16 protein-coding genes are annotated in these 17,452 nt (G+C 55.3%); 8 read left to right on the top strand and 8 right to left on the bottom strand.

From position 1 onward, the window contains the following. Positions 1 to 126: 126 nt before the first annotated feature. Both bmt and N9C89_RS08450 read right to left on the bottom strand, forming a co-directional pair. Positions 127 to 1,140: a betaine--homocysteine S-methyltransferase gene (gene bmt / locus N9C89_RS08455; protein WP_263953447.1), complete on the bottom strand. Its 1,014-nt coding sequence runs from the start codon at positions 1,138 to 1,140 to the stop codon at positions 127 to 129. A gap of 218 nt (positions 1,141 to 1,358) precedes the next feature. Next, positions 1,359 to 1,673: a DUF1476 domain-containing protein gene (locus N9C89_RS08450; RefSeq protein WP_263953446.1), complete on the bottom strand. Its 315-nt coding sequence runs from the start codon at positions 1,671 to 1,673 to the stop codon at positions 1,359 to 1,361. 172 nt (positions 1,674 to 1,845) lie between these two features. Here N9C89_RS08450 and purC point away from each other — a divergent pair, with 172 nt between their 5' ends. The 6 genes from purC (at position 1,846) to N9C89_RS08420 (ending at position 10,239) form a co-directional block, all read left to right on the top strand. Beyond that, positions 1,846 to 2,607, top strand: coding sequence for a phosphoribosylaminoimidazolesuccinocarboxamide synthase (gene purC, locus N9C89_RS08445; RefSeq protein ID WP_263953445.1), 762 nt, complete (start codon positions 1,846 to 1,848; stop codon positions 2,605 to 2,607). 12 nt (positions 2,608 to 2,619) lie between these two features. Then, entirely contained in the window at positions 2,620 to 2,850 is a 231-nt protein-coding gene (gene purS, locus N9C89_RS08440; RefSeq protein ID WP_263953444.1) for a phosphoribosylformylglycinamidine synthase subunit PurS, read from the top strand. 56 nt (positions 2,851 to 2,906) lie between these two features. Further along, positions 2,907 to 3,575 carry a phosphoribosylformylglycinamidine synthase subunit PurQ gene (gene purQ, locus N9C89_RS08435; protein ID WP_263953443.1) on the top strand — a complete coding sequence of 223 codons (669 nt, stop codon included), beginning with the start codon at positions 2,907 to 2,909 and terminating at the stop codon, positions 3,573 to 3,575. A gap of 164 nt (positions 3,576 to 3,739) precedes the next feature. Further along, complete coding sequence (locus N9C89_RS08430) at positions 3,740 to 5,482, top strand: sensor histidine kinase (protein WP_394358506.1); 1,743 nt, start codon at positions 3,740 to 3,742, stop codon at positions 5,480 to 5,482. 7 nt (positions 5,483 to 5,489) lie between these two features. Then, the gene (locus tag N9C89_RS08425; protein WP_263953442.1) at positions 5,490 to 6,821 is read left to right on the top strand and encodes a sigma-54-dependent transcriptional regulator; all 1,332 of its coding nucleotides are present in this window, start codon (positions 5,490 to 5,492) and stop codon (positions 6,819 to 6,821) included. A gap of 502 nt (positions 6,822 to 7,323) precedes the next feature. Continuing rightward, positions 7,324 to 10,239, top strand: coding sequence for an Rne/Rng family ribonuclease (locus tag N9C89_RS08420; protein ID WP_263953441.1), 2,916 nt, complete (start codon positions 7,324 to 7,326; stop codon positions 10,237 to 10,239). 75 nt (positions 10,240 to 10,314) lie between these two features. Here N9C89_RS08420 and N9C89_RS08415 read toward each other — a convergent pair whose 3' ends face one another. Continuing rightward, complete coding sequence (locus N9C89_RS08415; RefSeq protein WP_263953440.1) at positions 10,315 to 10,560, bottom strand: sulfurtransferase TusA family protein; 246 nt, start codon at positions 10,558 to 10,560, stop codon at positions 10,315 to 10,317. Positions 10,561 to 10,686: 126 nt separating this feature from the next. On the opposite strand from N9C89_RS08415, the gene N9C89_RS08410 reads away from it, so the two are divergent. Together N9C89_RS08410 and N9C89_RS08405 are read left to right on the top strand one after the other, a co-directional pair. Then, a complete protein-coding gene (locus tag N9C89_RS08410; RefSeq protein ID WP_263953439.1) occupies positions 10,687 to 11,913 on the top strand; it encodes a hypothetical protein in 1,227 nt (408 codons plus the stop codon). Then, positions 11,910 to 13,286, top strand: coding sequence for a cytochrome P450 (locus tag N9C89_RS08405; RefSeq protein WP_263953438.1), 1,377 nt, complete (start codon positions 11,910 to 11,912; stop codon positions 13,284 to 13,286). The genes N9C89_RS08410 and N9C89_RS08405 overlap by 4 nt, the downstream gene beginning before the upstream one ends. On the opposite strand, the gene N9C89_RS08400 is transcribed toward N9C89_RS08405, so the two are convergent. The 5 genes from N9C89_RS08400 to chrA form a co-directional block, all read right to left on the bottom strand. Beyond that, positions 13,283 to 13,504: a ribbon-helix-helix domain-containing protein gene (locus N9C89_RS08400; protein WP_317134929.1), complete on the bottom strand. Its 222-nt coding sequence runs from the start codon at positions 13,502 to 13,504 to the stop codon at positions 13,283 to 13,285. The two genes, N9C89_RS08405 and N9C89_RS08400, sit on opposite strands and share 4 nt — an antisense overlap. Positions 13,505 to 13,748: 244 nt before the next feature. Continuing rightward, positions 13,749 to 13,952, bottom strand: a complete 204-nt coding sequence (locus N9C89_RS08395) for a DUF4169 family protein (protein ID WP_263953437.1) — start codon at positions 13,950 to 13,952, stop codon at positions 13,749 to 13,751. Continuing rightward, a complete protein-coding gene (fumC, locus tag N9C89_RS08390) occupies positions 13,949 to 15,346 on the bottom strand; it encodes a class II fumarate hydratase (protein WP_263953436.1) in 1,398 nt (465 codons plus the stop codon). Before fumC ends, N9C89_RS08395 begins: the two co-directional genes overlap by 4 nt. A 121-nt stretch (positions 15,347 to 15,467) precedes the next feature. Beyond that, a complete protein-coding gene (locus N9C89_RS08385; protein WP_263953435.1) occupies positions 15,468 to 15,932 on the bottom strand; it encodes an SspB family protein in 465 nt (154 codons plus the stop codon). Positions 15,933 to 16,158: 226 nt separating this feature from the next. Beyond that, entirely contained in the window at positions 16,159 to 17,424 is a 1,266-nt protein-coding gene (chrA, locus tag N9C89_RS08380) for a chromate efflux transporter (protein WP_263953434.1), read from the bottom strand. Positions 17,425 to 17,452: the final 28 nt, after the last annotated feature.

The raw sequence follows: 17,452 nt of genomic DNA, 5'->3' as shown, positions 1-17,452 counted from the left end.
GGTCGGAGCGCTGCGGGTGTGTTTGGTGATTTACGACCAAAGCAGCGGAAATTCCGACCCCATTGGGGGCAAAGCCCCGAAATTATGTGGTTTCCGCCAGTTTGCCTGCCGGAAGATACGATTTACTTAACCGCGGCGGCGGCGGCGTGTGCGCTCTGGTTTGGCTGCGTCTTCGCCGGTGCCGTCGCCCGCAGAAGAGAAACCGCCGAGGCGCTCTGTAATTGTTTCGAGCGAGGGGCGGGGGCCTTTCTCGCGCGTTTCCAGCGCCTCGCGCATCGCTTTCAAATGCTCAGGCGTGGTGCCGCAGCAGCCGCCGATGATTGTCGCGCCGCTGTCACGAGCGAGACAGGCATAGTCAGCCATCAACTCGGGCGTGCCGTCATAGTGAATGTGGCCGTCGTGGAATTTCGGGATACCCGCGTTGCCTTTGGAAATAAGCGGAACAACAGGACCACGAGCCGAGAAACCTTGGACCGTGCGCAGCAGGTCACTCGCACCAACACCGCAGTTTGCGCCAAAGGCGAGCGGCTGGTTTTCGATCTTGGCAACGAGATCAACAAGATCAGACGAGGTTAGCCCCATCATCGTACGTCCGGCCGTGTCAAAGCTCATGGTGCCGCACCAGTCGATATCTGCGAGTTTGAAAGCCTCGGCAGCAGCAAGGAATTCTTCGGCGGCGGAAATGGTTTCAACCCAAACCACATCAACGCCACCCTCTTTAAGAGCTGCGGCTTGCTCGTGGAACATCTCAACGGCAATCGCGTGTGTGAGGCTTCCCATTGGCTCCATGATTTCGCCAGTAGGCCCAACAGAACCAGCAACGATCACTGGGCGATCCTCTGCGTCTGCGATGTCGCGGGCGAGGTGTGCCGCTGCAATGTTCAACTCGCGAACGCGGTTTTGGGCGTCATGCAGCTTGAGGCGGCTGGCGTTGCCGCCGAATGTGTTGGTTAGGAACAGATCGCTGCCAGCATCAACGGCGCCGCTATAGAGCGCCTTGATTTTCTCTGGTTCTTCGACGTTCCAAAGCTCTGGTGCATCACCAGATGACAGCCCCATATTAAAGAGGTTGGTTCCGGTTGCCCCATCAGCGAGAATCCAATCCCTCTCCGAAAGCATGGCTTGCAGCGCGTTGGTCATTGGTTTCGCCTTTCAAAATACAGAAGTGGCCCCATAAACAAGGGCGTTTGCGCACCAGATGCCAGTTTTAGTCGGCGGGTGCAAATTCATAATGGTCATAATGATTGTGAAACTGGCTCAATTGCGGTGCGACTTGGGGTGCTAACATTGAGCATTCTGAAACAAAAAACGCGCCAGCGGAGAGGCTGACGCGTTTTTGTAAGGTTTTCTCGCGCGGATTAGTGCTCTTCGGCGATCTGCGCTTTGGCCTCTTTCATCGAATCTTCCATCTGTGCGCGGATGGTGGCTTCGTCGGCCTTGCCTTCAAGGTCTGCAACCAGCTTGCGCACGACGTCTTCGTGACCGGCTTCTTCGAAATCGGCTTTAACGACCTCTTTGGCGTAAGCTTCTGCAGCTTCACCGGTTTTTCCGAGCAACTCAGCAGCCCAGAGGCCGATAAGCTTGTTGCGGCGGGCGTCTGCTTTGAACTGCATATCCGCGTCATGCGCAAACTTGGCTTCGAATGCGTTTTCGCGATCGTCAAATGTCGTCATGTCTGGTCCTCAGAGGTGTAAGTGGTGTTCTTTCTCAATATGTAACTTCGCGCACCGACCTGCAAGAGTGATGGTGATGCTTGCGGCAAAACGGTCCATGCCTTATAGGGCGCGCAAGGGATGTGGACTCGGGGTCTGCGTCTATCCACAGCATCCGAAGATCGGAGACCAGATGGCACGTCGTAAAAAGATCTATGAAGGTAAGGCAAAAACACTCTTTGAGGGGCCGGAACCAGGCACATTGGTGCAGTATTTCAAGGATGATGCCACCGCATTCAACGCCGAAAAGCGCGATGTAATTGACGGCAAAGGCGTGTTGAACAACCGCCTGAGCGAGTTTTTCATGACGGGTCTGGCCAATATTGGCGTGCCGACTCACTTCATCAAGCGCCTCAATATGCGAGAGCAGTTGATCAAGAGCGTCGAGATTGTTCCGCTCGAAGTGATTGTGCGCAACTTTGCCGCCGGATCTTTCTCCAAGCGTATGGGCGTCGAAGAAGGCACTCCGATGCCGCGCCCGATTGTAGAGTTTTCCTATAAGGACGACGCGCTAGGGGATCCGATGGTTCCCGAAGAATATATCATCGCTTTCGGCTGGGCGAGCCAGCAGGACCTTGACGATATTATTTCGCTGGCACTGCGTGTGAATGACTACCTATCTGGTGTTCTTTATGGGGTTGGCATCAAGCTCGTTGATTTCAAGATCGAGATTGGTCGTATTTACGAAGGTGACTTCCCACGTCTGATCGTTGCTGATGAGATTAGCCCTGATAGTTGCCGTCTCTGGGATATCGAAACCGGACGCAAGCTCGACAAGGATGTATTCCGGCAGGATCTTGGCGATTTGGCCGATGCCTATACCGAGGTGGCGAAACGGCTTGGCGTCATGCCCAGCAACGTGACCCACACTCCAAAACCTACTCTGATTAACTAAGGACCGACTGCTATGAAAGCCCGCGTGCATGTGATGTTGAAGAATGGTGTTCTTGACCCGCAGGGGGCTGCGGTGCGCCGCGCGCTCGGAACGCTCGGTTTTGAAGGCGTAGAGAAGGTCCGGCAGGGCAAGATCATCGAACTCGACCTTGCCGATGGCACAACCGAAGACACAGTGAAAGACATGTGCGAGAAGCTGCTGGCCAATACAGTGATCGAAAGCTACTCGATCGAACTTGTGTAACCCCACGCATTTCCCTTACTGGCCGCCAACTGCCTGACTTTGCAAAGGACATTCCCATGAAAGCCGCCGTCATCGTTTTCCCTGGATCGAACTGTGATCGTGATCTCGAAGTGGCGCTGCGCGACAGCGGCGCAGATGTGACCCGCGTTTGGCACAAAGATAGCGAGCTACCTTCCGGTCTTGATTTTATCGGTGTGCCGGGCGGGTTTTCCTTTGGTGACTATCTGCGGTGTGGCGCGATTGCAGCGCAAAGCCCGATCTGTAAAGCCGTTGTCGAATTCGGACAAAAGGGCGGTTATGTCTTTGGCGTCTGCAACGGTTTTCAAATCCTGACCGAGACTGGCCTTCTTCCCGGCGCGCTTCTGCGCAATGCGGGCTTGAAGTACATTTGCCGCACGGTTCCGCTCGTGGTTCAAAATGCCGAAACCGCCTATACGCGCGGATATGAGCAGGGGCAGGTGATCAACATTCCAATCGCCCATCATGATGGCAACTATACCGCCGACCCGGACACTTTGGCGAAGCTCAAGGATGAAGGCCGCGTTGCCTTTACCTATGGCGAAAACCCGAACGGTTCCGCGGACGACATTGCCGGAGTACTAAGCGCCAACAAACGCGTTCTTGGTATGATGCCGCATCCTGAGCGTGCGTTCGAAGATGCGCATGGCAATTCCGACGGACAGGCGTTTTTCCGCTCGCTCGTCGAGGAAATGGTTTCCGCCTGATCTCCAGCGCTTGAGCACAGGTCCCTAGCGGCATAAGCTGGGGCATGGCCAACAAAAAATCCACGTCCACCTCTTCGGGTCGGGAACCCTTTGGCAAGACTTGGTTCTTGCCGCGCTCGGGTGGCCGCAGGTCACGGGCCGAGGCGCGGGCGCGATTGCGCAGGATGAAGGCCAACCGTGGCGAAATGCGTATGTCATGGTGGCTTCGGCTTGGTGTGGTATTGGCAATCGTTATCGCGGTCGCAATTGTCTGGTCCACCAATATCCTTTTGACAGACCGCTATACCGAATCCACGCGCAGCCGCGCGCAAGTGCGCCTTGCGCTTTATTCGGGTAATATTATCGCTGAAATTCAACAAAGCGCGGTTGTGCCACAGGTGCTGGCGCGTGATCCGGCGCTCGCCCTTGCGCTGACGTCTGGGGATTACTCGAAATCCAGCCAGCAGCTGATCTCTTATGCCAATGAAATCGGCATTGAGGGGCTCGCCTTGATGGATTCCGAGGGGCGGGTCGTCGCGGCGACGGACCGCAATCTCTTGGGTCAGAATGCGCGATCCTCGGCGGCATTTGTTGCGGCGACACGCTCTGAGAAGTCGGTCTTTTCTTCTGGTACGAGCGAAGCAGGGCTCTCGCGGTTCTCCTATTCGCAGAAGATATCCTTCAACGGCAATTTCATTGGTGTGATTGTTGTCGAAGTCGATTTGCGCCAGTTCGAGGTCGCGTGGAAAGGGTTTGCCGACGCGGTTATGGTGGCCGATTCCGAAGGGACGATCATCCTGACGACCGAACCGCGGTGGCGCGGGTTGAAAGAAGGCGAAGCCCTCGCGGCGCAATCGCCGTCTACCGCCATTGCCCGCGCGTTCAGTTCTGCGAATGAATGGACCAACTTGCCTGTAGATGCGTATCTACAGGGGGACTCCTTCATGCGGCAGGATGTGCGCATTCCGTTCCAAGGGTGGCGCATGACGAGCTTTACCTCCTATGAATCCGTGCGCGAACGGGTGAACGGGTTCCTTGCGCTCGAAATCATGACCTTTGCCATTCTGCTGGCGCTGGGCTTTTATGTCGTGTCGCGGCGTGCGCGCGTGTCTTCGATGTTTTTCCAAAATGAATCCGAAGAATTGCGGCGCCTGAACCAGCGGCTTCAGAGCGAGATTGCGGAGCGCGAGAAAGCCGAGAAACATCTGGATATGGCCGAACAAACCCTCGCACAGAGCTCCAAACTTGCGGCGTTGGGAGAGATGTCTGCGGCCGTGAGCCACGAATTGAACCAACCGCTTGCCGCCATGAAAACATATCTGGCGGGGGCCAAGCTACTTCTTCAACGCAAACGACCAGAAGAAGCAGCCGCGAGTTTTCAGCGGATTGACGACCTTATCGAACGTATGGGCGCGATTACGAAACAGCTTAAAAGCTATGCCCGAAAGGGCGGCGAAAGTTTTCAGCCCGTGGATGTTCGCACCGCGCTGTCCTCTGCCTTGGCTATGATGGAGCCGCAACTCAAGAGCCGGCAGGTCGAGGTGACACGTACAATTCCGAACGAGCCCGTTTGGGTCATGGCGGACCAAATGCGGCTTGAGCAGGTGATTATCAATCTGTTCCGCAACGCGCTTGACGCAACCAAAACGGCAAAATCACCCAAAGTTGATATTCTCCTAACTGCAGGAGAAACAGCGGTTTTGGCTTTGCGGGACAATGGTGATGGGATCGATGATCTCGACTCGCTATTTGAGCCGTTTTATACAACCAAGGCCCCAGGCGATGGGGTCGGACTCGGGCTGGCAATTTCCAGCGGCATCGTCAATGATTTTGGCGGTCGGTTGACCGCACGAAATGCAGAAGCAGGGGGGGCTGTATTTGAAGTTCAACTCCCCATATTAAGCGAAGAGTTTGAAGCAGCCGAATGAGGGCCTCATGGCAAAGGCAATGAAAATTGCAATCGTGGATGATGAAAAGGACATGCGTCAGTCCATCAGTCAATGGTTGGCGTTATCCGGATTTGACACGGAAACATTCGCGAGCGCTGAAGAGGCACTCAAGGTTGTTGGGCCGGATTATCCCGGTATCGTCGTGAGCGACATCCGCATGCCTGGAATGGATGGCATGGCGCTTTTGAAGAAGCTGATGAGCATTGATAGCGGGCTTCCCGTCATTATGATCACTGGTCACGGTGATGTGCCGATGGCGGTGGAGGCGATGCGGGTCGGAGCGTATGACTTCCTTGAAAAGCCTTTTAACCCCGACCAAATGACCCAATTGGCGAAGAAAGCCACCCAATCCCGTCGCCTAACACTCGACAGCCGCGCATTGCGTCGTGAGCTTGGTGATGGTGGCGCAGTGATGAAAAAGCTGATTGGTGCCAGCCCAGTCATGGAGCGCCTGCGCGAGGATATTCTCGATCTGGGGCAGGCGGACGGCCATGTTCTGATTGAAGGCGAAACCGGAACCGGCAAAACGCTTGTGGCCCACGCGCTGCACGCTGTCGGCGCACGCGCAGGGAAGAAGTTCAAGCTGATCTCCTGCGGTGCGTATGAAGAAGAAGAGCTTGCGCGACGCCTGTTTGGCCCGATTGAGGATGGTGGCAACCAACCACTTGTCGAAGATGCACGCGGCGGAACGCTCGTTCTCGAAGATATCGAAGCTCTAAGTCAGGCACTTCAGGCGCGGCTGCTGACCTTTATCAATGATCAGGGAACCCCCGCAGAAACGCGGATCATTGCAATTTGTAACCTTCAGGAACAGGGTAAAACCTGTGAAGATGCGTTGCGCCCCGATCTATTTTACCGTCTTGCCGCGCTTAAAATCACGCTGCCGCCGCTGCGCCAACGTGGTGAAGATATTTTGTTGCTGTTCACACGTCTGTCAGAGCAATTCGCTGACGAATATGGCTGTGACGCGCCTGAAGTGAGCGCGCAAGAGGCTGCGCAGCTTTTGCAAGCGCCATGGCCGGGTAACGTGCGTCAGCTTATCAATATTGCCGAGCGTGCGGTGTTGCAAAATCGTCGTGGCACGGGGACAATTGCCAGCTTGTTGATGGCCGATAACGAAGAAGTTGCGCCGACAATGACAACCGAAGGCAAACCGCTCAAGGAGTATGTCGAGGCATTTGAGCGTATGTTGATTGACAACACAATGCGCCGCCACAAGGGCAGTATCGTCTCTGTTATGGACGAGCTTTGCCTGCCGCGACGGACATTGAACGAGAAAATGGCGAAATATGCGCTGTCGCGCTCGGATTACCTCTAAACACTGAAAAGTGACGGGTTGCGGGGCGTTTGAGATGGTGTTTACCGCCATCTTTCGCCCCCGTTTCGCGTTGTGGGGTATTTTCCCCATTGTAATTGCCTGTAGAAGCCCATTAGTATCGTGCTACGGTGGGCCGCCCTGATTTTGGGCTGTACCGCACGGAAAGTTTCGCTGCGACCGGCGGGACGGAGCCAAGGCTCTGGCGACGGCGCAGACCGATAGGCCGAAAGGCCACTAATTTGCCCGAGAGGCCGCAAGCCGGCCCGGGCGCATGAACGGGTGCCTCCGCAATTGACGACGTTGTCGCTAGCTGCAGAGAGCATCGGAGAAGAAACGCGATGAGACGCGCCGGAGATCAGAGGCTGGAGGCAAGAGCGAGCGTAAGCGCCGCCCCTAAAGCCATGCCGCGACTCCTGGACACGCAGTTCGCCCTTATCAGACACCTTGCAATACGCGGATCCCAAACAGGATTGCGCAGCTTGCGAGCGTGCAAAGAGATCACATGGCTAAGAAAATGCTTATCGACGCCACCCACGCAGAGGAAACTCGCGTTGTGGTGGTTGATGGAACCAAGGTTGAGGAATTTGACTTTGAGTCCGAAAACAGACGCCAGCTTGCTGGCAACATCTATCTTGCAAAAGTAACACGGGTTGAGCCGTCGCTTCAGGCGGCCTTTATCGACTATGGCGGAAACCGTCATGGTTTCCTCGCGTTTTCCGAGATTCATCCGGATTACTACCAAATTCCCGTTGCCGACCGCGAAGCGCTGTTGGCCGAGGAACGCGCATATGCGAAATCGCTTGAGGAAGAGGACGAAAAACCTGCCCCCAAGCGCCGCCGTCGTCGCCGTGGTAAAGCCGCAGAGAACAAATCCAACGACGCTGTAGAGACCAAAGAGGTCGAGGAAACGTCTGCATCCAAGTCCGGTCCGTCTGGTATGGATGTGGTTGATCTTGACGAGTCCGAAGAGGGCAGCTCGCCCATGGAACTCGTCGGCGAAACACCGGTCGAGACACCTGCTGCAACCGAAGGCGAAGCAGAAACTGCGAAGGCTGCAGAAGACGACAGCACCGCAGACGCTGCTGCTGACGAGAAAACAGAAGCAACAAAAGGCGCTGAGACACCTGTTGAGGATGCTTCGAAAGCAGACGCGAAATCCGATGGCGCAGGCGATGATGCTTCTGAGGATGACACTGACGACAGCGATGACGACGATGATGATGCGCCGCTAGACGCAACTGAAAAAGACGACCAGATCGAGTCGGTTGCGGACGAGGATGTCACTGAAGAAATCCGCGTGCCACGCAAGCGTCGTCCACGCAAATATAAAATCCAAGAAGTGATCAAAGTTCGCCAGATCCTTCTGGTACAGGTCGTAAAGGAAGAGCGCGGCAACAAAGGCGCGGCGCTGACCACATATCTTTCGCTCGCAGGCCGGTACTGTGTTCTGATGCCAAACACTGCGCGCGGTGGCGGCATTTCACGCAAGATCACCAACGTGGCCGACCGCAAGAAACTCAAGCAGATCGCGCAAGAAATTGACGTGCCAGAAGGCGCGGGCCTTATTGTGCGTACCGCAGGGGCCGAGCGGACCAAGCCAGAGATCAAGCGCGACTATGAATACCTTCAGCGCCTCTGGGAGCAAATTCGCGCACTGACACTGAAATCCATCGCGCCAGCGAAAATCTATGAAGAGGGCGATCTGATCAAACGGTCGATCCGCGATCTTTATAACCGTGATATCGACGAAGTCGCGGTAGAGGGCGAAGCTGGCTATCGCGTGGCCAAAGACTTCATGAAAATGATCATGCCGTCCCACGCCAAAAATGTGAAACGCTATACTGATCCTTTGCCGCTGTTTGCGCGCTATCAGGTCGAGAGCTATCTGGCGGGAATGTTTAACCCGACGGTGCAGCTTAAATCAGGTGGTTACATCGTGATTGGTGTGACCGAGGCGCTTGTGGCCATTGACGTAAACTCTGGTCGCGCCACCAAAGAAGGCTCGATCGAAGACACGGCCGTCAAAACCAACCTCGAGGCCGCCGATGAGGTGGCTCGCCAGTTGCGTCTGCGTGATTTGGCCGGTCTGATCGTGATTGACTTCATCGACATGGAAGACCGCCGCAACAACGCTGCCGTTGAAAAGCGGATGAAGGAAAAGCTCAAGACCGATCGCGCCCGAATTCAGGTCGGTCGCATCTCTGGATTTGGCTTGATGGAAATGTCACGCCAGCGCCTGCGCCCTGGTATGATCGAAGCTACAACACAGCCATGTCACCATTGTCACGGCACGGGCTTGATCCGTTCTGATGACAACCTTGCGCTGTCCATCCTTCGCCAGCTTGAAGAAGAGGGTGTGCGTCGCCGTTCCCGCGAGGTTCTGCTGAAGGTGCCAGTTGGCATTATGAACTTCCTCGTGAACACCAAGCGTGAACACATCGCCCAGATCGAAGCGCGTTACGGCCTTTCGGTGCGGATTGAAGCCGATCCGTTCCTTGTTAGCCCTGATTTCTCGATTGAGCGGTTCAAAACAGCGACTCGGAACCTTCGCGAAACCGCTGCGCCAGTTGTATCAGTTGATGCATCCCTGATGGATGGCGTTGACGAAGATATCGAGAGCGAAAACGGCCAATCCAACGATCAGAACGGTGAGAATTCCGCGCGGTCCGAGGAAGAGCAGCAGCCCAAGAAGCGCCGTCGTCGTCGTCGCCGTCGTCGTGGTGGCGGAGGCAATAACAATGCTGACGCTGAAAACGCCAACAACGAGAACTCGACAGATACGCAAACCTCTGATGACAAGCCGACAGAGGCTCAGAACGAGGAGAAAGCGGACGCTGAAGCTAAACCGGCGGAAGCAGCAGACTCTTCTGAAGCAAAGACAGAGGAGGCGCCTAAGAAACGTCGCCGCGCTCCGCGTAAGAAAGCCTCTGACGCTGAGGTAAAAGAGGAGGCTTCTACAGAGGGCGAAGACGCTAAAGCTGAGTCCTCTAAGGAAGAGAAGCCAGTGAAGAAACCAGCGCGTCGCCGCACTTCCAAGAAAAAGGAAGCTGCAGAAGCTGCTGATCAAGGTGACGCGACTGTTTCTACGGATGCGCCGGAAGTAGCGTCTGAAGAGGCGCCGGCTAAGCCAGCACGCAAACGCGCACCGCGTAAGAAGGCAAAAGAAGACGCTTCAACAGAAGCGGCGGCCGAGGAAGCTCCTGTTAAGAAGACGCGAAGCCGTAAGCCAAAGGCCAAACCTGCGGAAGAGGCCCCTGCAGTGGCCGCAGAGCCTGCTAAGGAAGAGGCCGCAATTGCGGTTGCAACGCCTGAACCGGAAGCCGCGCCAGTGGCAAAGCCGGAGCCAGAGCCAGTAGCTGCCGCGCCTGAAGTTAAAGAGAAGCCCAAGAAAAAGGGCTGGTGGTCGCTCGGGAAGTAGCTCTTAGCGGCACATTAGAAAATCGAAACAACGCCGAGTCTTGGACTCGGCGTTGGCATTTGTAGCGTTGAGTTTCTATTTTCGGCGGATGAAGTACCGCGTCGCTGCACGACCATGTCCAAGGCCTTCTGCGGTTTCCTGACCTAGAAACTCGTGTCCGTTTTCAGCACAGAAATGCGGCACGTCGATCTCTGCGGCGGGATCATCTGCGATCACGGCGAGAACCGCTCCAGCTTGCATTGTGCCAAGTTTCTTGCGGGCTTTCAAAACAGGTAGCGGGCACAAAAGGCCAAGCGCATCAATGTCTTCGTCATAGGTCATGCACAGAACCTATGGCGCGCCTTGCGGTTTGTCCATTGCTCTTCACTGCCGCTGATTTTGTACTTATTTCATTCAGGTAATTGCGCTAGGCTGTGGTTTATCGAGGGCAAGAACGGGCAAATTGACGTGGTGGGGCAAGAGCTTAGGCAGAAAACACCGGGATTGGTGAGTAAGCGCAAGGTTTTTTACATTCCCGGATATGATCCGCATCCGCCTCGGCGGTATCGTGAGTTGTATCGCACAGAGGCAATCCGGCAGAGCGAAATTTCGGAATACGACATAACCTTCGGCCGCCCGATCATCGGCGAGGATGATTTTGGCTGGCAGGTACTTTCGCAAATTGACGGCAGGCCCGTCCAAGCAGATGTAACCGTTTTGCCATGGACGGACATTGTCAAAAAATCCATGTCGCGCGGCGTTCTGTCGACCTATTGGCAGCTTGTTCGAACGACGTGGATTTATACGAGAACCGGAACATTGCGCAGCCTGATGATGTTGCGCAAAGGGCCAATCATCGCGGCATTTTATCCTGTTTTGACGCTGCTCTTGCAACTCTTGGCCGCGTTCCTCGTTGCGCGTGTAGCGGCGGGGGCGGTGTCTTGGGCGATTTATCCCAACGTCGGTTGGGTGATTTTCCCGCTTGTATTCGTGATGATCCTCAGGTGGTTTCGCTCGATCGATAGCAAGATTTACGCTTACTACCTGATGCATGACTACGCGCATGCGGTACAACTGCGCGGTGCCTATTCGGATGCAGATGAGGCAGTTATCAAAGCGTTTCGACACAGTATAGCAGATGCGATGGAACAGGATTACGACGAGGTTCTTGTTGTTGGTCACTCTTCCGGCGCGCATTTAGCGGTATCGATCCTTGCTGATTTGATCCGCAAGGCGCCACCTTCGCCACAGGGGCCTGCGCTGGCGCTGCTCACGCTTGGGCAAGCCATTCCTATGATGTCTTTCTTACCCGAGGCGCGTCGGCTACGTGGCGATTTGGCGTTCTTGTCAACGCGTGATGATTTGTGCTGGGTTGATGTGTCTGCGCCGGCGGATGGGTGTTCCTTCGCGCTCTGCGATCCTGTTGCTGTGTCTGGTGTCGCGCCGCGCAATAAGAAATGGCCGCTCGTAATCTCTGCGGCATTTTCTCAAACTCTAAGCCCCGAGATGTGGCAGAAGCTCAAAAGGCGCTATTTTCGCCTGCATTTTCAGTATCTCTGTGCGTTTGACCGTCCGAACGACTATGACTATTTCCAGATTACGGCTGGCCCGCTCACCTTGGCCGAACGCTTTCGCGGGCGAGCCCCATCAAAATCAAGGATAGATGTTGAGGCATCGCCTTATACAGACACATGAGTTTCACACCTCCTAAACCTTCTTCGCGTCCCGAAAAAGCCAGTCTTTTCGCCTATTTACGGGCGTTTCGCAAAGATATCCTCTCTGCCCAGCCGGAAAAGCTCTATGGCGCCAAGATGGCCGAGTTCAAAACGCCGTTCTTTCGCTCGTTTCTCATTAACCAGCCAGAACTTGTGGACTTGGTCCTGAAGGAACGCCCGAGCGAATTTCCCAAGTCGAACCGTATCCGAGAGGGGCTGGAACCCCTGCTTGGAAACTCTGTGTTCCTGACCAATGGTGCGGAGTGGGAGCGGCAGCGCCGTATCATCAATCCGGCGTTTGAAGGGGGGAGACTGCGCGAAGTGCTTCCGGCGATGGAGGCGGCAAGTGCGGCAATGGTGGAGCGGCTCGCGAAGAGGGCGGGGGATGATCCGGTAGAGTTTGAGCAGGAGGCAAGCTTTACAGCCGCCGATATCATTTTCCGGACTTTGTTTTCCATTCCGATTACCCATCACACCGCGTCCGAAGTGTTTGTGCAGTTCCAAGGGTTTCAGCGCACACAACCGATCCTCAATCTGGCAGCATTCTTGCCGATTCCACGTTGGGTCCCACGGTTTCACAGACGTGCGACAATCAAGCGCGCGCGTGCCTTACGTGAGCTTATCACCGAGCTGGTGATGGATCGCGCCAAAGCCATTGAGCGCGGCGACGCACCAGACGACTTAGCGACGAAGATCATGACAACGAAGGACCCGCAAACCGGCAACTGCTTTTCACCCGCAGAAATGGTCGATCAGGTGGCGATATTCTTCCTCGCTGGGCATGAAACAAGCGCCTCTGCGCTCGCTTGGGCCATGTATCTGTTGGCGGTCGATCAGGACATGCAGGGCCGTGTTCAAGACGAGATCGACGCGCAGGTTGGGCAAGGTCCGGTAAGCTTATCTAAACTCGGGAAGTTGCGGTTAACGCGCGATGTGTTTCAAGAGGCGTTGCGTCTCTATCCGCCGGTTCCGATGATGGTACGAGAGGCGCAATGTCCGCACCAGTTTCGCGGACGGAATGTTGAGAAGGGCGCACAGGTTGTGATCTCGCCGTGGCATATGCAGCGACACACTGGCATGTGGGATAACCCAGATTGTTTTGATCCGGACCGCTTCAAAACACCTGAAGGCAAGGCCGCGCTGCGCAAGGCCTATCTTCCGTTTTCAAAGGGCGCGCGTGTCTGTCCAGGCGCGGGGTTTGCGATGGCTGAAGGGCCGATGATCCTTGCCCATCTGCTCCGCGCTTTTTCCTTTAGCGCGGCCGATGGACCAAAACCAATACCCGTTGCGCATCTCACAGTGCGCGCCAAAAATGGTATTTGGTTAAAGGTCAGTTCCCGTAAAAGCGCCTAGCTCTTCAGCTTGTCCTGATAATATTTCAAGATGTACAGCCGGATCGCCGAGGCAAGCCCGAGGTCAATGCCACGCTCTTTGTCTATCTGTGCCGCTAGGGCGTTTAACGGAGTTTTCTGCTCGTCCGCAATTTTTTTAAAGGCCGCCCAGAATTCATCTTCCAGCGACACACTCGTTCTATGACCGTTCAAGGTCAAAGAACGCTTTTTTGGTCTCATACTCATATACTTTCGATCAAGCAATTTGGCCCGAACGTCCTTTACCTTCGGGCAAACATTACACGCCCGAACATCCCCATCGTAAATCGTCAGGAATCCTTGGCAACCTGTACAAAAGTCAGGCGACCTTACGTCAACTTGGGCGTGTTTTCTCTATTTTACTCAGAAACAAAGTACGTTGGGCCGCAAGGTGGTGGCTACTGCGGCGCCGGATTGCCAGCCCGAGCGTGTCGGGCCGGCGGTACTAGTCGGCTTCAAAGCCGTCGTCTTCTTGCTCTGTCAACTCGTGTTGGTCGAGCATTTTGCGCGCTTTTTCGTTGCGAGATGCATCAAGTAGGCGCTCAGCCTTGGAGCGGCCAAATTGCGCGGCGTTTTGATCCGCCTGCGCGCGTTTTTCTTCCCGTGCGCGGGATTTCCGCGCACGGTTCAGATTGGTGATTTTGGTCATGCGTCTTTGGGGCCGATCATGTTTTCTGGCCGCACGACTTCGTCAAAGGTTTTCTCGTCCACAAAGCCAAGCGCAATCGCCTCTTCTTTGAGGGTTGTGCCGTTTTTGTGCGCGGTCTTGGCAACGGTTGTTGCGTTGTCATAACCAATGGTCGGGGCGAGGGCTGTCACGAGCATGAGCGATTCATTCATGATCTTCTCGATGCGGTCTTTGTTGGCTTTGATGCCGACCACACAATTATCAGTAAACGCAGAGGCCGCGTCGCCCAGAAGCTGCATGGACTGCAGGACGTTATAAGCCATCATTGGATTATAAACGTTCAATTCGAAGTGCCCTTGGCTGCCCGCAAAACCAACCGCGGCGTCATTGCCGATGACATGGGCGCAAACCTGCGTCATGGATTCACACTGTGTCGGGTTCACTTTGCCAGGCATGATCGAGGAGCCGGGCTCATTCTCAGGCAACAACAACTCGCCAAGGCCACAGCGTGGGCCGGAACCGAGAAGGCGGATATCGTTTGCAATTTTGAACAGGCTCGCCGCAACGGTTTTCAACGCGCCGGAGAACATGACAAGCGCGTCATGGGCGGCAAGCGCTTCGAATTTGTTTGGTGCTGTTACGAAGGGCAGACCAGTGATTTCGGCCATATTTGCCGCAACCTTCTCGCCCCAGCCGACGCGTGTATTCAGGCCGGTTCCAACGGCAGTACCGCCCTGTGCAAGCTCGTAAACATCGTTCAGGGATGCTTTTACGCGCTCGATCCCCTTGGCAAGCTGGTGGGCATAGCCGGAGAATTCCTGTGCGAGGGTGAGCGGTGTTGCGTCCATTGTGTGGGTGCGGCCGATTTTGATGATGCCCTCAAACTCCGCAACTTTGGCTTCGAGCGCAGCGTGGAGCTTCTCAAGGCCGGGGATCAAGACATCACGCGCGGTCATTGCGGTCGCGATATGCATGGCAGTTGGGAAGGTGTCGTTCGAGGACTGGCCCATATTGCAGTGATCGTTGGGATGCACAGGATCTTTGGAGCCGATCACACCACCGAGAATTTCAATCGCACGGTTGGCGATCACCTCGTTGGAGTTCATGTTGGATTGCGTGCCGGAGCCTGTTTGCCAGACGACGAGCGGAAAGTTGTCATCGAACTTACCGTCGATGACTTCGCCAGCGGCCTCAACAATCGCACCGCCGATTTTCGCATCCAGTGCGCCGCTTTCTACGTTGGCTTGCGCACAGGCTTTCTTGATGACGCCAAGCGCCCGAACGATGGCAACGGGCTGCTTCTCCCAGCCGATCGGAAAATTGATAAGCGACCGTTGCGTTTGCGCGCCCCAGTATTTGTCGGAAGGGACCTCAAGAGGGCCAAAGCTGTCGGTTTCGGTACGAGTTGCGGTCATTTATCTCTCCTGAGAACTCAAGGCAAAATTCGCCGTAAGCTATAGAGCGCAGGCGCGGTTTTGACAATCTCTCAGGAGGGGGAAGGGGCGCGGTAAATTGCCCGAATATTAGGCGCGGTGGCTATTTGCGGAAGCTGTCGAGGCTGACAACTTCGGCGTCCTTTGCTTCTTCTTCCACGTCTTCGGCCATTGGGGCTTCTTCAACGGGGGCGTCGGCCTCTTCTTCGCGGTCTTCTTGGGTTTCAAACCGAAGGCCAAACTCAACCGAAGGATCCACAAATGTTACGATGGAATCATATGGAATATATAGGTTTTCCGGAGTTCCGCCGAATTTCATCGTAACCTTGAAACCGTCATCCGAAACTTCAAGATTTTCAAACCAGTTCTGCATTACCACCGTCATTTCACCCGGATAGCGATCCGATAGCCAGTCTGCCATCTCGACGTCGGGATGCAGGGTGTCAAAGGTAATGAAAAAGTGGTGCGCGCCTGGAAGGCCATTCTCCTGAACGCCTTGAAGCACCTTTTGGATAAGGCTCCGCATGGCGCTGTGCATCAGGTTTCCATAGTCGATGAAGTCAGACATTTTTTGGCCTTTGGATAGTCGCGTCTTTAAAAAGCATAAGCCTGCGGTTTCGGGAAGGAAAGGGGGCGCGAGCGTTTTTCCCGAAACGGCGCAATGAAAATTGTGAGGTTCTATGAACTTTGCCCAAAGCGCGCGGCCACAGGCTCATGACAACCATGTTTCAATTTTTGAGCTCGCTGATTACGAGAGGCAGCGCGTAAGTGATCCAGAAATTTCGCCCGATGCTTTAGAGTCCAATGGTATGAAGGCCAAGGCCCGCAAGCGCCATGATAAGCAAGGTTCGCCCCATGCCGAGCTTGGCTACAAACATGAGTATTCCGGCAAGAACAGCGAGGCCAGCAGCGGCAAGATCAAGGCTCGCCGGATTCGGCAGGAGCACATCAAACCAACCGTATCTGTACTGGGTCGTATCCTTGAATAGCACATGGGCCGCGAACCAGAACGAGAGGTTCAGAATAACACCGACCACAGCGGCGGTAATCCCTGCGAGCGCGGCGGAAAGTTTTGGTCGGGTGCTTAGAGTTGAAAGGTAAGGTGCGAAGGTGAAAATCCAGAGGAAACAGGGCACAAAGGTCATCCAGAGCGCAACGAGAGCCCCGGCGATCCCGAGCGCCATGCCTCCGGCGTTATAGGCAGCTTGAAATCCAACGAACTCCGTAACCAGAATAAGCGGGCCGGGAGTTGTTTCGGCCAGTCCGAGCCCGTCCATCATCGTTGCGGTGCTGATCCATCCATGCTCGGCCACCACGGTTTGGGTCATATAGGCGAGTACGGCGTAGGCACCGCCAAAGGTGACGATCGCAAGTTTTGAAAAGAACAAACCGATTGCAGTTAGGAGCTGAGCGCCGGAGAGGTACAAAAGCGCGAGAGGTGCGGCCCATAGGCTTCCCCAAGTCAAAACGGTTTTTAACGTTTGCGGGCGCGTTGCAGGCCCATTTTCGACGGTCATTTCAGGAAGTGAACCACGAAGCCCGATTGCACCGATCAGAGCGGCAAGTGCAACGATGAGCGGGTAGGGTAACGCAAACACATAGATTGCGATGAAGCTTGAGGCCGCAATTCCCCATGCAAGTGGTGATTTGAGCGCGCGACGCGAGACCTTGAGCAAAGCGTCGATGACGATCACGACCACCGCTGCTTTTACTCCGAGGAAAAGAGCCTCGACCAAAGGCACCTCGCCAAAGAGCGCGTAGGCCATCGCCAGCGCCAGCACCACGATTGCCCCGGGAATGACGAACAAAGCGCCAGCAATCAGACCGCCCCTCACGCCATGAAGCCGCCAGCCAGCATAGGTCGCAAGCTGCATCGCTTCGGGTCCGGGAAGTAACATACAGAACGACAGCGCCGAGAGGAATTGAGACTCGCTAAGCCACGGTCGCTCCTCAACCAACTCCTTGTGCATCAGTGCAATTTGCGCCGCAGGCCCGCCAAACGACAGCAGGCCAATACGGGCAAAGATGCGAGTTGCCTCAGAGAGAGTGGGGTTATTCACGACGTACTTTCAGGCTTGTTTTCAGCGT

Origin of the sequence: Halocynthiibacter sp. SDUM655004 (assembly GCF_026015885.1) — a bacterium.
GTDB classification, from domain to species: domain Bacteria; phylum Pseudomonadota; class Alphaproteobacteria; order Rhodobacterales; family Rhodobacteraceae; genus Falsihalocynthiibacter; species Falsihalocynthiibacter halioticoli.
This window is presented reverse-complemented; position numbering and strand designations above follow the sequence as displayed.